Raw genomic sequence first — 13661 nt, forward strand, 5'->3', positions numbered from 1 at the left:
AAACTTAATCCTAAGGCGGTGCGAGTAAGCATTCTTCTTTGATTACTCACCCTGTTCGCGCACTCCGCCCCTTGACCACCAAAAGCAGACCACGTCATCTCAAACGCTGGTCTGCTTTTTTATTTATCTGAAGATTAAATCCATGACCAAGGGTTCGATGGTGCTTCACGGTTCGTTTGTTCTGATACTTCTGTTTCGTCCGTCTGCTCTTCAGATGTTGGACCGCCCTCTTCATTACTTGTTTCGGTTGTTGGTCGAGTCACTGGTCTCATTGGACCAAATCCCCATGGGTCATAAACGACATCCTCAGTTTGCTGCTCAGTTGTAGCTGTTTCTGTTTGCGTAGCGTCACTCGCTTCTGATCCTTGACCTTCATCTGTTTGACTCTGCTGTTCAGTTGTCGCCTCTTGTGGTCCAGGTTGTGCTATCGGACCAAACCCCCACGGGTCATTTACTGAGCTATTTTCAGTATTACGACCATGATCTTCAGTAATGATCTTTACATCATTAGCATGAATCACCAACTCATCGACATTAAGTACTTTCCGTTTCTTCGTCATTTTAATTCCCCCTGCATAAGTTCTACGATTACACTTTATGCATAGGACCCTAAACGTGTATAGGCACATGAACAATCAAGAGCATCAAATGTCACACCCTCTCATTGCCCTAACATATGCTACTACAAGTAGGAGTGAACCATTCCATATGGAGGTGTATGTAATGAGTGAAAAAGAGTTTGACTCTACAAATAAGGAGCTCATCAATATTCTTGTTAGTAATGTTCTAAAAAAACATGGCATTGATAAAAGTAATGTTCAATTAGATGAACAAGAAAAGGAAAGAGTAAAATCTGTTTTTAACGAACTACAAGAAAAGGTCGAGCAATTCTTAACAACTCAGCAATCAGAAAAAACCGAGCATGACTTTGAAGACACCGAAACCACTATCAATACGCAAACGCCATCGACTGCTAACCACGTGAATCATGAATCTCCCTTTACCAAGCTTAGGCGCAAAAAGAAAGAATAAGGTCAGCAATAATAATAGGCGGCAATCAAAAGAGAAATGCCCAAACAAAATAACAATCAACTCATAGGTTGTAGTATATCAACAAAAAGGAGGTATTTTTGTGACAACATTTTCCAAATTCAGAGAGGCTCCTACTTCTAGATGGTGTGCACTAGATGACAAAAAACACCCTTTATGTGATACAGATGAGCAACCAACACAAGAGGCTGATCAACTGAATAAAACCTTGCAACTTTCCGAAGAGCTTATCCACGTCAAAGACTCTTGTGACATCACAGTGAACACAACTGATACAAAAGGCGCACTTAACCTTCAAGCTGCCCTTCAAGCTGCAATTGCACTTGTTATCAACATTTCAATTGCAGACAGTGATCGTGCAGAGAGAATCACACAAGATTTACTACAATCATCAAAGATCAAGCAAATTACGCGTCAAAAAACATTAATTGAAAACTCTCGCGGGGTAGAAGTCCGAACAACAGATACGCAGCTAGCTGCAAACATTCAAATCCTGTTACAAATCCTACTCGCTTTACTTGTCAATATCGACATCCTGTAAAACAACATCATACAAAAAAGCAGGTTATCAAATCGATAACCTGCTTTTTTGTATGATTATTTTTTATACAGACGCTTGCCGCAACATCCATTCGTTTTAGGTTTGCTTTGAGTTGGCTTGTTGCGAACAGGCTTTCCATTGTGTAGTACTTGTTTCGTCGTTGATGAGTGGACAGTTGGTCTTCGTTTCATAATTATTCCCTCCATTTTCTAAACAAGCTACTTGTAGTCTATGTCTTCTAATTACATCCTGTATCCACTCATAACTAGAATTTAATCGTTTTTTCGTTTGCGTTCTTCATCAGATTCAGTCACCCCAAATGAAAATGGGCTAATGCCTGGCGTTTGAACTGATGGATGTCGTGTTGGACGTTGCCTAGGAGCATGATGATCTGAGGAAATAAGATTATTCTCCCGTAAATTTCTAGTAAACCATGAGGTTTCCACATCCTCAGCCTCGGATTGCTTTTCATACTCCTCGAGCTTCTGTTCTTTTTCGGCTAACAACTGCTCTGTTTCTGTTAATTTCTTATTCAACAAATCAACCTCTTCATTTGCCGTTGTATTCTTTTTGATATCTTCGATCTTGAAGGTTAGCTCTTCTTTTTCAGCTTGTAATGCCTTTAGTCGTTGTTGTAGCCGATTTAGCTCCGTATTGACCTCATTTCTCTCACTATCAACTGACTCAAGTTGCTTCATCAACTGTGCCTTTTCATCTTTTTCTTCCTGCAACGCTTGTTGTAAATCCTCTCGCTCGCTAGTAAGTTCCCCCTTATCAGAAGTTAGTTCATCCAATTTGCTTTGTAAGTTCTCTAGCTGCTCTTTCAATTCCTCATTTTCTACTTTGAGAGTTTCTAATTGGCGGTAATGATAGTTCTCTTGATAATTTCTCACCTTTTGCTTATATAGTGACAACTCGGATTGAATGTGGATTAACTTTTGTTTCAGCACTTCTGGATCGTTACGATTAATGCTTTTCCTCGGTTGACCATTCATTGCTTCCTTCTCCCCCTTCGATTGTTTCACACTTTAAGCTAGAAAGAATACATATATACCGTAATGGTTCAATCAGTCCAGTTTATGACGAAAAAATTGAATCCATTCACACGAATCTTTTTACAAACACCCAAATCAAAATTAAACGTTCAGCCCTGCACATGTTGACCACAATTTCATACTATACAGTAGTCCTGATACCCAATAAAAATGACTACTAGGAAGCAGTCATCTGGGTAGGGTTAATCATTAAAGGAGGTATTTACATGAGCCACAGCCACAAGAAGCATAGAGTTTGTATCAAAGTTCCAAAAGTTTATGACTGGGTCAACCGCCAAGTCGAATTGCCATTAATTAGTTTCCACAATGAGGAACTAGAAGATATCTTTGAAGTAAACAATAAGCATTGTTTCCGTACTTCTCCAGCTGAGACATTATGCGAATTTTTAGATGCATTTCCAGGCTACCAAGTTGAGTGTAATTTACGACCTGATTCCATTCTTTGTCAAGAAATCACGCAACCAAACGGGCGTCAAGATATCCCAGTGACGCTTCCAACGGGTGAGACGATTACACTACAAAAAGTAAAAGTCCTTGTCAAAGGCTTAGTAGATGTAAACATTTTAGATGCACAAGGAAATGTGATTGCACGTACGGCTGAGCCAATTCCATTCGCTACTGCACAAACGTTCTTCATGTGTGCACCAGAGGGAACTGAGCTACAATGCCATGTCACGTATTTCCAATGCGATGCAGATGTGATTTGCACAGATGACTTCCAACAACTAGATATTTCGATTATATTATGCCTTGAACCACAAATGGAAACAGAAGTAAAGTTAGAAATCGATGCAGCCATCTGCAAACCTCGTGAAGAACTACCAATTGAAGATATTGTTTGTCCGCCTGAAAAGTTCCCACCGCAATGTCCAGAGATCTTCCCTGGTGACAAACATTAAGAACGAAAGAAAATAGAGGGGGCATTGCCCCCCTCTATTTTACACTATTAATGGAATCCACTTCCCCTACATACATATGTACAAATAGACATTCAGGGGGGAGTCACCGTGAATAACCAAACATCTAGCAGGTCTCTTGAGCATCAAACGAAACTTCAATTGCAACAAAAAATTATTCATTATCAATCTGAAGTCGCCAAATACAAGCAAGAGCTAAAACAGGTAGAGAAAAAATTAAGACTGCAACAACAACAATACCGTGCTTTAGAAAAAAATAAGTCAATCACTCCAAAGCCTGTTTTACGTGAATCTACAGAGGTAACAGCCTATTTTACCTATTCGATTGTTCTCCCTAACATCGCTGAAGATGAAATTGATACGTTTGTTATCGGTAACTTCATCCTCAAAAATACTGGAACAACACCTATTACAACACCTCTGATCTGCCTAAAGGTCTCTCCAATTAAATCTGCAAAACTTGGGGGAAAAATAAAAATGTCGGCGACCAAATCTGCAACCGAAGAAGAGATGATTGACGAATCTATTAGCGAGGAATGGGTATACTTCCAAAGCGATTGGCAGCAAAAAGCAGAAGAAACTGGTGAACACTGGTTGAAACCAACAATAACAAATAAACTCGAACCAAATGAAACGCTTACTTTCCCTAATTTTGAATTAACGCTAAAAAAGCCAGAAGACGCATCAGCTATTCTCGTTGAAGGCTTTGCATACAGTGAGCAACTAAAAGAAGGGGTCACCGCGCTAAATCGGATTATCGTTAATTATTAAGCGGAGTTACGATTGCCAACAAGAAAAGTCCTACGATGATTCACAACCCATCGTAGGACTTTTCAAATTTTAAAAAGTGTCAGTGTACGACAGCCTTAATTTTATCCGTTTGACAATCGATCAACGATGACTTCCATCAATGAAGCCACTGCAGCAGCGGCTAATATAATGACAACGGGTGTAAGAATGGTAGGAAACCACATGTATCCACAAATGAGAACAACTGCACTCCAAATGGCGACGCACCAATGACAGCTTAGTAGCTCACCGATCCAGTACTTGATTCCTGTTCCTTTAATTTCTAGGTATGAAACAACGGTTCCATCTTCTAACTCTTCATCTCGAACCAAATGAAACGGCTTACGCAACCATACTGTGATTTGATCATACACAATTAATCTCGTTAATCGAAACACAGCTAATGCAATCAGAAAAAATTCATATGGGTGCACAAACATGGCAGAGCTCCTTAAAACAATCATTTCTATTACACTATGTTCCTTCAACGAAGATGTCACAAAGACTAGGAAATGTATGTGAATATAAGTATACAGGATCACTAATGATCGCCTCTTAGCCCATGGATTATTCTGAATGCTCAATATAAAAAAACACCAGCGCCACTTAAAAGTGGTCACTGATGTATCACTTACCCTAAACCAATAATATTATAGCCGCTATCAACGTGAAGCATTTCTCCAGTGATCCCTCGTGATAAGTCACTCATTAAGAACAGTGCCGTATCACCGACTTCTTCTTGAGTAATCGTGCGACGGAGTGGAGCTTTTTCCTCAATTTCTTTTAATACCTCGTTAAATCCGGAGATCCCTTTTGCAGATAACGTACGTATCGGGCCAGCAGAAATCATATTTACACGGATACCGTCTTTACCTAAATCATTCGCTAAATACTTCACACTTGCATCAAGAGAAGCTTTCGCAACCCCCATCACGTTATAATTTTTAACGACACGCTCCCCACCAAGATACGTTAACGTAATGATGCTTCCACCTTCACTCATTAAATCTCTGCTCGCTTTTGCAACTGCAGTCAGTGAGTATGAACTAATATTTTGCGAAAGTAAAAAGCCTTCACGCGTTGTGTTTAGATACTCGCCTTCAAGTTCCTCACGATTAGCAAACGCAATGCAGTGCGCAATTCCGTGAATCACACCAACTTCTTCCTTAATTGTTGTGAACGTCTTTTCAATCTCTTCATCACTCGTAATATCACATGGCAATACGAGCGAATCATCACGCTCTAGTGATTCAGCTAGACTACGAACATTCTTTTCTAAACGTTCGCCTGCATATGTAAAAATTAAACGTGCTCCTGCTTTTGATAATGATTGAGCAATCCCCCAAGCAATGCTTCGTTTATTGGCGACGCCCATAATCACATATGTACGATTTTCTAATGATAAATTCATTTGTAAACCCCTTTCAATATAGGATTATAGGTTGTTATTAGTACTAGGTGACAATCTAAATTATAGCATGATTTTCCTCGTAAAGATAGATTAGGATACGGTTATTCTTCGCGAATGTATGTCCCTAGCCCTTCTTCGTTTTAATATTTCGTTTTATAAACTGACATTTCTCACATTCATAAATGAGATTTTGGTTTGATTGCGCCGTGAGTAAGTTCGTTATTTGTTCTTGGTGATGACATTGCGGACAGGTTACTAGTGGTTCCATACGCTACTTCCTTTCTGTTTTTTTTTAGTATTGACACGTTTTTCAAAGAACAAAAGTCTAAAGCATATTTCAACTCCGAATACTTAAAGCTTCACGAACAATATTTTAAATCGGAGTCTGAAATCTGGAGCTTTTTACATGAACCCTCATTCCTTTTCCCGCTGAAATACACTACAGCCATTTATTTACGACAACTCTCTTCTCATTCACTAAGCCAACACTCCCCTTTTATTGCAAAAAAACTCTCCACCCCCTGTTATCTACCAGGAGGCGGAGAGCTTGTTCACTAGTCTTCATATTCATGATCCGGAAGAAACGTTTTTGGTACGTGTGTCCCTCGTGAGCCACGTTGGTCGACATCTTCTGTTTCCGGAGGATAAATCATAATAAAACTTTCCGGTTTTGCTTTTGCAAGCACTCGCGGCAGACGCTCTAAATGAGGATGCCAAGCAATCGTACCACGTCTCGCACTAAGGACAACGACTAAGTCGTCCTTTTTTAATTGCGATAGATGATCATTGTGTAGCTGATTCCAATCAGCAAGTGGTATAAATGTAATCGAAACATCCGGTTTAACCTCTTTAAATGTCTGCTCATATCCAGTTGACTCATCCTTTATGACCAACACATGTAACGTTGCACCAATTTGGTTTGCTAGCCGTTTGACGGTTGTTACTGCATTATAAAAGCCCGACTTATGATCACTTCCTGGTGGGATAATAAGTACAATCCGCTTTGTCGTGTTAATCGGGTGACCTAGTTTCGAGACGAGAATCATTTGGTCCGTTCGTTCGAGTAATTGGTCAAGGATACCGCCAAACATTTGCTGAGGTGTTGAGAGTTTGCCATTCCAGCCAATAACCACTTTGGTGATTCGTGTTTCTTCAATTGCACGAATAATTCCTGTAGCAATATTATGGTCAACTCTCGTTAATAAATGGATTGGCACTTCCGCACCTGCAGCATAAGTCACCGTATGCCCTAACATTTTTTCCGCTTCCGCCACTCTCGCAGCGGCATTCTTTTGCTCCCCTTGAACAACACTTAATGGATAAATCGGTTCAGTTGCATTCCCTTTTAATACGAAAGATAAATCTAACAATGACTCCATCGTATGAGGATTGGAAAGCGGGATCAGAATTCTTTGTGGTGCATTTGTAGGTTCATATGGCTGTTGGTCTTCGTTATAAGCCACTTTACGTGCATATTTTTCAACCATATATGGACCGACCATACACGTAACAAGGATCATGATAATAACACCATTGACCGTTCCTTGGTTAAATAATCCAAGCTCGTACCCCACTAACGTCGCTGCCAGTGTGGCCGCTGCTTGCGGGGCAGATAATCCAAACATTAATTTCACTTCATCAGAGGAATAGTGATACATTTTCCCACTCATCCAAGCGGCTAAAAACTTTCCACCGTTAACAAACAGCACGATCAATATCGCTAATACCCATGCTGACGGATCATTCAAAAGTACACCAATATCCATCAACATACCAACTGACAATAAGAAAAACGGAATAAAGATCGCGTTTCCGACAAACTTAATCCGATTCATTAGCGGTCCATGCTCAAGAATATAACGGTTCAATGCAAGCCCAGCTAAAAACGCGCCAATAATCGGCTCCAATCCCGCGATGGTTGCAAAATACGCGGTAACAAATAAAACCGTCATTACAAAAATAAAATCAATCGAACCTTCATTACTCATCGTCCTAAAAAACGTTTTCGCCATCCGCGGAATGAGCAATAATACAAGAGTCACGTAAACTGCCAAAGAAACAACAAGTGTCATCCAAAAAGAAAACGATAACTCTCCTTGTGTAGACCCAGCAACAACAGCTAAGATCAACAACGCTAGCGTATCAGTCATAATCGTTCCCCCGACTGTCGTCGTGACTGCCTTATTTTTCGCAAGTCCAAGACGACTTGCAATCGGATAAGCTAGCAATGTATGTGAGCCTAATAACGAACCTAATAAAATCGCACCTGCGAGTGTATAGTTCAACCAAAGACCAAGTAGTGTCCCAAGTATAAAAGGTATTGAAAACGAAATTAACCCAAAGGAAATACTCCGATTACGATATTTTTTAAAACCATCTAAATCAATTTCTAACCCTGCAATAAAAATAATATACAGTAAGCCTACGGTTCCTAATAAAATAATCGTTGGGTCACGATCTAACACACCAAGACCATTGGGTCCAACAATCACACCAGCAAAAATCAAGCCAATGATTCCTGGTATTTTCAAGCGATTCATAAGCAGCGGTGCGAGCAAAAAAATCGCCATCGCCATCGCAAATATTAAAACTGGATCTGTTACAGGTTGATTTAACAATGGATGTAGTATCTCCTTTCACGTACAAATAAACATTCCTTATTTATTCTACCATGGATTCACATGTTTCATTAAAGAAGGTGCCCCCTCAACAAAATGGAGAGCACCTTCTCATTTTAGAATGACATGTTAGGTTGAAAGCATTTGCCGCAACTTATCGACATGTTCTTGGCTACCACTAACAATAATTCGATCTCCTGTTTTTATAACTGTATCTCCATGTGGAATCAGTGACTCATTTTCGCGAAAGATCCGTACAAATACCGTATCACCTAAATACGGAAATTCACGTAACAACAGGTCGCTGTAGTGAGAATTCTTAACATCAATCTCATGTAAGCCAGTTTCTCTTTTCGTTAATAATTCTACGACACTTGGAGATTCAACGAGCGCTCGCAACACCGCTTGATTTGAAAAGAACACAGAAAAGACATTAATCCCTCTCTCACGTAGTTCATTTTCAAGCTCTGGTCTTTCAATTCTTGCGATCACCCGTGGGACACCATAATCGCTTGCAAACATTGCAATCTCATAATTTCTTTCTTGATCGCCTGTTGCGACGATCAAAATATCGGCTGAAAAGACGTCCCTTTCTTTCAAAATCTCAATTTCAAATTCTTCAATTTCTTCAATTGCAAAAATCGTTGACTCTTCAAGTTCATTAATTTTTTGTTGTTTTGTATGAAATAAACGCGACTGATAACGATTTTGATCTAATTCAACCGACAAAGGCAATGTTAGTTGATTCGCCCCTACAATCGCAAGTTTTTCACGTTTCTGTTCCGTTGCTTGTTTTGGAAAAACCTTCTTAAAGACGACTGGTGTAACGAGACACGAGATAACCGCAACAAGGATTAGCGCTGAAGACAGCTGTGAATCGATAATTCCGATACTCTCCCCTACGGTTGCCGCAGCAATTACTAGTGATAGCGTTGACGTTAGTAAAAAGCCTGCACCTATGACCGTTTTCCAATCGTACCAGCGCTTTAATACGAGCGCAGGTACAACCTTTGAAATGAGCAAGGCAATAAACAACAACGGGATTAACAACATGACACTACGATCATCAAACAATTGCCAAATATCAAGGTCAACTCCGACCATAACGAAGAAAATCGGAATTAAAAATCCATAGCCAAAGGAGTCCAACTTCCTTACTAACTCTGGGTTTGGTGACAATAACGAAACGAGAACACCTGCTAAAAAGGCACCTAATATATTTTTCGCCCCAACCGTTTCAGACAAGGCAACCAACAAAATAATTAACATAAAAATCGCACGCGTATCGATTTGAATGGTTCCTTTTTTCATTGCCTCTAAATATGACTGGCGACTGAACTTTTTCCCGATCAGGTAAAGCAGAACACCGACGGCAAATAAGAGCAACAACAACCACATGTTTCCTTCATCTGGTGAATAAATGGATACGAAAACGGCTAATAGTATCATGGTTACTAAATCCGCAATGATCGCAACTAATAGGATCGTTTGACCAACAGTTGTCTTCATTAAATTTTCTTCCTTTAATGTCGGAACAACAACACCTAAGGAAATCGTTGAAATGATTAATGTCATCAGGAATGCATTATCGACAAACCCCATCACCACAAAAGCAAGTGAAAGAAGGTACGATAACCCAAAAACAAACACAAAAATGAGCGATGCAAGCATAAATGCATTTGGCTCTTTCTTTCCATTTTTAAGAATTCGTGCTTTTTGCTTACTAGCAAATGCGGAAAAATCAATTTCTAATCCGCTTAAAAACATTAAAAAGATAAACCCAAGCAAAGATAAAGTCTCAAGCCACATATCCTGTGAAACAAGATTGAACCCACTTTTTCCAATAATAATTCCTGCAATGATCTCAGCTACAACAACAGGAATTACATTAAGTCTAAACTTGTGTAAAAGAACTGGTATTAAAAAAGCGGTAATCACGACAATGAATAGTGAAATCACCGACGCTTCTGCCTCCATAACTGCTCCCCCTTACTTCCCATTAAACTTCTAATTATCTCTATCAATGACCGAAAGTTATATCTTAAAGAATGATATTTTCATTGTCAACGAATTACGAACTTATCGTTCAAAACATAAAAGGCAGAATATTCAAACACCTTATATTAGAGGGTTGTTTACGTTCGTACGAATGAGATTTCATATGTTAACCTATGTTTACAACAGCCAGAATATTATTTTATCATCAGACATAGATGAAACATTTTAGAACAAGATAAGATCATAGTAACAACGTTAACATTGGAGGTGCTAATCGTGGCATATGACGTAATTGGTGACATTCATGGTTGCTATGATGAATTCGTTTCACTTACTAAAAAACTGGGATATAACTGGGAGGAAGAGGTTCCCGTGCATCCTGGCAACCGAAAGCTTGTGTTTGTCGGTGACCTTACCGATCGTGGCCCTCAATCGGTTAAAACAATGGAAACTGTTATTGCTTTAGTAAAAAAAGGGCTCGCCTATTACGTGCCAGGAAATCATTGTGATAAATTATATCGTTATTTTCTCGGGCGTAATGTCCAAATCACACACGGGCTAGAGACGACAGTCGCTGAATTAGAAGCACTTGATAAAAAAAGTTATGCTAAAATCAGTGATGAGTTTCGTCAATTGGTGGAGGACGCCCCACTTTACTTAGAGCTAGATGATGGTCAATTAATTGTCGCTCACGCTGGAATTCGCGGGGATTACATCGGCCGTCACGATAAAAAAGTGAAGACCTTTGTTCTCTATGGTGATATAACTGGTGAAAAAAATGAAGATGGGACACCGGTACGTCGTGATTGGGCCAAGCATTATAAAAACGATGCTTGGATTATCTACGGTCACACACCTGTAAAGATCCCACGTAAGATCAATTATACCATCAATATCGATACCGGATGTGTCTTTGGCGGTCAGTTAACCGCATGCAGGTACCCAGAAATAGAGACCGTATCGGTGGATTCATCCCTACCACTAGTTGAAGAAAAGTTTCGCTCCTTTGATAAGTGACTTTAGTTGAAAGTTGTCAACGTTATCGTTACGATGAAAGAAAACGAGCTCCGGAACATGTGTTAGTAGGTGGATGAAAAATGAAGAAGAAACTTTCTTTATTCTATTTTTTAGTGATAGCAGTTGTTCTATTTGGGTGTGGACCTGAAGCAAATATCGTCGTCAACGAAGAAAAAACACGACTCTTTGTAGATGAGGATCGAAATATTATGGCTTTTTATGTAACTGTAACTAATGAAAATTATTTACCCTCCGATATACTCTTTGCTAAATTCAACATCATACATGAAGGGTTAGTTCAAGAGATAAATCGAGAGACCGTTTATTTCACAAGTGACGAAACGAATTTACAACCATTTGAGATTGCTGGTAACGACAGTTATTTCTTTGGAGAATCATTTGAGTATCATGGAGCCATTCCTCATGAAGACTTAGAAGATGCTGTCGAGGTTGTGATCTTTAATGGGGCTGATGAAGTCGTAAGTCAATTTCCAATCTCTATTGCGGAGCCTGGCCATTTATAGCGACCCAGCATCTCAATTGTAATCACCAGCTAGCCGTAGGAGCGATGTCACATTGACATCGCTCCTACGGCTAGATCTACTTCTCTCTTATTCCATTCATTATTTGTTCGAGTTAAATATCCTTCAAAAAACCTATTCTCGTAAGTTCTTCTAAATGATTTTGGGATAATTTTTCGAGGATTTCTTCACCTTCTGCTGTTAATTCAACTAGTACACTGCGTCCATCTTCAGGATTTTTTCTTCGTGCAACAAGTCCAAGTTGACCGCAACGATCAATCAATCCCACGCAAGCATGGTGGGTAATAAACAAACGTTCACTCAGCTCACGTGGGGTCACATACTCTCGTTTAGGGAACCCCTTAATCGCCAAAAGGAGTTGATGTTGTTGCGGTGTAATTCCAAAGCTTTTAGCTTGTGAATCACTAAAATGAAGAAATTTTTTTAGTTGATATCTAAATTCTGCTAACGTCTCATAGACGTCCTTAGATAAGTCTGTCTTCATAACCATCCCCCTCTTCCCTATTGCTATTTATATCTCAACACGATATAATGGTAATTAAAACCAACGAATGACAAACAATCCTCCCGCATATATATCGTATCAAGACATATATCTTGATGAAAGGAGTGTATAAAATGGGGTTTCTTGAATGGCTTTCTCCAACCTCAATATCAGGTGTCATCATTTTTCTATTGGGCTCGATATTAACCGTTTATTTAAACGTGAAGGTCTATCGTTTTGATAAGGAAACACCTTTACAAACAAATGAAGATAGCGATATCGACCTGCAACGCTAATGACGATAACCGTTACAAGACATCATTCATCCTTGAAGAGACCAGATCAAGCCTCACTGAGCAGTGCCTCAAGATCAGCAGGCAATGGTGCCGTAAACGTCAGTGTCTCCTCCTGAAACGGGTGATAAAATGTTAATTGATGACTATGCAGCGCTTGTCTTCTAATTTGCTCACGCCCCCCTCCATATAAATCATCACCACATAACGGATGACCAATCGAAGAAAAATGAACACGAATTTGGTGTGTTCGTCCAGTCTCAAGCTTCACACGAACAACGGTAGCCACTTGTAAACGTCTAATCACACTGTAATGAGTAATCGCTGGTTGCCCATCACTCCTTACCTCACGTTCAATGATGCTATTGTCCTTTCTACCAATAGGATCATTGATTGTTCCTATCTCATCTCGAACCTGGCCATGAACGACCGCCAAATAGCGTCTCGATAACATTTGTTTTTTTCGTTGCCGTGATAGCAAATCATGGGCATAGCGATGCTTTGCTATCATCACTAGCCCACTCGTATCTTTATCGAGACGGTTCACGGCATGGAAAGTACTCGTCACACCGATATTGTTATAATACTGCAGCACACCATTGGCAAGTGAATAATGTGGCTGTTCTCGTGAAGGAATTGTTGTTAGATTCGCTTGCTTATTGATCAATAAAAAATGGTCGTCCTCATAGATGATATCAAGTGGAATTCGAGTGGCTACCATCGTTTCACTTCGTTGTTCTGGTGGAAAGATAACTGTAATTTGATCACCTGTGACTAATAGTTTACGAACAGTAGCTTCTTTTCCATTGACATATAACGCACCGCCTGAAAATTTAATTTCTGCTAACGCTTTTTTTGAAAGCTCCTGTTCAGTACGTAAATATTCGCGCAGCAACACGCCATTATATCGCTCTGAGACTTGCCAAGTTATTTTAATGCCGCTCAT

16 protein-coding genes are annotated in these 13661 nt (G+C 39.7%); 7 read left to right on the plus strand and 9 right to left on the minus strand.

Annotated features, from left to right (window positions below; genetic code table 11):
• Positions 1-134: 134 nt before the first annotated feature.
• A complete protein-coding gene (locus tag KH400_RS09745; protein WP_217224268.1) occupies positions 135-560 on the minus strand; it encodes a hypothetical protein in 426 nt (141 codons plus the stop codon).
• A 163-nt stretch (positions 561-723) separates the two neighbouring features.
• Here KH400_RS09745 and KH400_RS09750 point away from each other — a divergent pair, with 163 nt between their 5' ends.
• Together KH400_RS09750 and KH400_RS09755 are read left to right on the plus strand one after the other, a co-directional pair.
• Positions 724-1032, plus strand: coding sequence for a hypothetical protein (locus tag KH400_RS09750; RefSeq protein ID WP_217224270.1), 309 nt, complete (start codon positions 724-726; stop codon positions 1030-1032).
• A gap of 100 nt (positions 1033-1132) precedes the next feature.
• On the plus strand, positions 1133-1591 hold the full coding sequence (locus tag KH400_RS09755) for a spore coat protein (RefSeq protein WP_217224272.1): 459 nt from the start codon (positions 1133-1135) through the stop codon (positions 1589-1591).
• A 56-nt stretch (positions 1592-1647) separates the two neighbouring features.
• Here KH400_RS09755 and KH400_RS25280 read toward each other — a convergent pair whose 3' ends face one another.
• Together KH400_RS25280 and KH400_RS09760 are read right to left on the minus strand one after the other, a co-directional pair.
• A complete protein-coding gene (locus KH400_RS25280; RefSeq protein ID WP_281418677.1) occupies positions 1648-1782 on the minus strand; it encodes a hypothetical protein in 135 nt (44 codons plus the stop codon).
• Positions 1783-1863: 81 nt separating this feature from the next.
• Complete coding sequence (locus tag KH400_RS09760; RefSeq protein WP_217224274.1) at positions 1864-2586, minus strand: hypothetical protein; 723 nt, start codon at positions 2584-2586, stop codon at positions 1864-1866.
• Positions 2587-2852: 266 nt separating this feature from the next.
• Between KH400_RS09760 and KH400_RS09765 the strand changes: the two genes are divergently transcribed.
• Positions 2853-3545, plus strand: coding sequence for a BMQ_0737 family morphogenetic spore coat protein (locus tag KH400_RS09765; RefSeq protein ID WP_217224275.1), 693 nt, complete (start codon positions 2853-2855; stop codon positions 3543-3545).
• Between the two features lie 108 nt (positions 3546-3653).
• Complete coding sequence (locus KH400_RS09770) at positions 3654-4334, plus strand: hypothetical protein (RefSeq protein ID WP_217224277.1); 681 nt, start codon at positions 3654-3656, stop codon at positions 4332-4334.
• 101 nt (positions 4335-4435) lie between these two features.
• On the opposite strand, the gene KH400_RS09775 is transcribed toward KH400_RS09770, so the two are convergent.
• The 4 genes from KH400_RS09775 to KH400_RS09790 all read right to left on the minus strand — a co-directional run bounded on the left by KH400_RS09775 (position 4436) and on the right by KH400_RS09790 (position 10358).
• On the minus strand, positions 4436-4792 hold the full coding sequence (locus KH400_RS09775) for a DUF1360 domain-containing protein (protein WP_217224278.1): 357 nt from the start codon (positions 4790-4792) through the stop codon (positions 4436-4438).
• A 191-nt stretch (positions 4793-4983) separates the two neighbouring features.
• On the minus strand, positions 4984-5763 hold the full coding sequence (gene fabI, locus KH400_RS09780) for an enoyl-ACP reductase FabI (RefSeq protein ID WP_217224279.1): 780 nt from the start codon (positions 5761-5763) through the stop codon (positions 4984-4986).
• Between the two features lie 554 nt (positions 5764-6317).
• Positions 6318-8381, minus strand: coding sequence for a cation:proton antiporter (locus KH400_RS09785; RefSeq protein WP_217224280.1), 2064 nt, complete (start codon positions 8379-8381; stop codon positions 6318-6320).
• 129 nt (positions 8382-8510) lie between these two features.
• Positions 8511-10358 carry a monovalent cation:proton antiporter family protein gene (locus KH400_RS09790; RefSeq protein ID WP_217224281.1) on the minus strand — a complete coding sequence of 616 codons (1848 nt, stop codon included), beginning with the start codon at positions 10356-10358 and terminating at the stop codon, positions 8511-8513.
• A 297-nt stretch (positions 10359-10655) separates the two neighbouring features.
• On the opposite strand from KH400_RS09790, the gene prpE reads away from it, so the two are divergent.
• Both prpE and KH400_RS09800 read left to right on the plus strand, forming a co-directional pair.
• A complete protein-coding gene (prpE, locus tag KH400_RS09795) occupies positions 10656-11396 on the plus strand; it encodes a bis(5'-nucleosyl)-tetraphosphatase PrpE (protein ID WP_217224282.1) in 741 nt (246 codons plus the stop codon).
• Between the two features lie 80 nt (positions 11397-11476).
• Positions 11477-11920 (plus strand): hypothetical protein, encoded by a 444-nt coding sequence (locus KH400_RS09800; protein WP_217224283.1) that lies wholly within the window; start codon positions 11477-11479, stop codon positions 11918-11920.
• Between the two features lie 112 nt (positions 11921-12032).
• On the opposite strand, the gene KH400_RS09805 is transcribed toward KH400_RS09800, so the two are convergent.
• On the minus strand, positions 12033-12422 hold the full coding sequence (locus tag KH400_RS09805) for a MarR family winged helix-turn-helix transcriptional regulator (protein WP_217224284.1): 390 nt from the start codon (positions 12420-12422) through the stop codon (positions 12033-12035).
• Between the two features lie 134 nt (positions 12423-12556).
• On the opposite strand from KH400_RS09805, the gene KH400_RS09810 reads away from it, so the two are divergent.
• Positions 12557-12718: a hypothetical protein gene (locus KH400_RS09810; protein ID WP_217224286.1), complete on the plus strand. Its 162-nt coding sequence runs from the start codon at positions 12557-12559 to the stop codon at positions 12716-12718.
• A 46-nt stretch (positions 12719-12764) separates the two neighbouring features.
• Here KH400_RS09810 and KH400_RS09815 read toward each other — a convergent pair whose 3' ends face one another.
• Positions 12765-13661: an RluA family pseudouridine synthase gene (locus KH400_RS09815; protein WP_217224287.1), complete on the minus strand. Its 897-nt coding sequence runs from the start codon at positions 13659-13661 to the stop codon at positions 12765-12767.

The sequence above is a fragment of the Desertibacillus haloalkaliphilus genome, from assembly GCF_019039105.1.
Lineage (GTDB): Bacteria > Bacillota > Bacilli > Bacillales > KJ1-10-99 > Desertibacillus > Desertibacillus haloalkaliphilus.

Coding starts and splice junctions, on each gene's coding strand:
- KH400_RS09760 (WP_217224274.1), bottom strand. CDS start 2,586: ATGAATGGTCAACCGAGGAAAAGCATTAATCGTAACGATCCAGAAGTG.
- KH400_RS09745 (WP_217224268.1), bottom strand. CDS start 560: ATGACGAAGAAACGGAAAGTACTTAATGTCGATGAGTTGGTGATTCAT.
- KH400_RS25280 (WP_281418677.1), bottom strand. CDS start 1,782: ATGAAACGAAGACCAACTGTCCACTCATCAACGACGAAACAAGTACTA.
- KH400_RS09800 (WP_217224283.1), top strand. CDS start 11,477: ATGAAGAAGAAACTTTCTTTATTCTATTTTTTAGTGATAGCAGTTGTT.
- KH400_RS09750 (WP_217224270.1), top strand. CDS start 724: ATGAGTGAAAAAGAGTTTGACTCTACAAATAAGGAGCTCATCAATATT.
- fabI (WP_217224279.1), bottom strand. CDS start 5,763: ATGAATTTATCATTAGAAAATCGTACATATGTGATTATGGGCGTCGCC.
- KH400_RS09810 (WP_217224286.1), top strand. CDS start 12,557: ATGGGGTTTCTTGAATGGCTTTCTCCAACCTCAATATCAGGTGTCATC.
- KH400_RS09765 (WP_217224275.1), top strand. CDS start 2,853: ATGAGCCACAGCCACAAGAAGCATAGAGTTTGTATCAAAGTTCCAAAA.
- KH400_RS09775 (WP_217224278.1), bottom strand. CDS start 4,792: ATGTTTGTGCACCCATATGAATTTTTTCTGATTGCATTAGCTGTGTTT.
- KH400_RS09815 (WP_217224287.1), bottom strand. CDS start 13,661: ATGAGCGGCATTAAAATAACTTGGCAAGTCTCAGAGCGATATAATGGC.
- KH400_RS09790 (WP_217224281.1), bottom strand. CDS start 10,358: ATGGAGGCAGAAGCGTCGGTGATTTCACTATTCATTGTCGTGATTACC.
- KH400_RS09805 (WP_217224284.1), bottom strand. CDS start 12,422: ATGAAGACAGACTTATCTAAGGACGTCTATGAGACGTTAGCAGAATTT.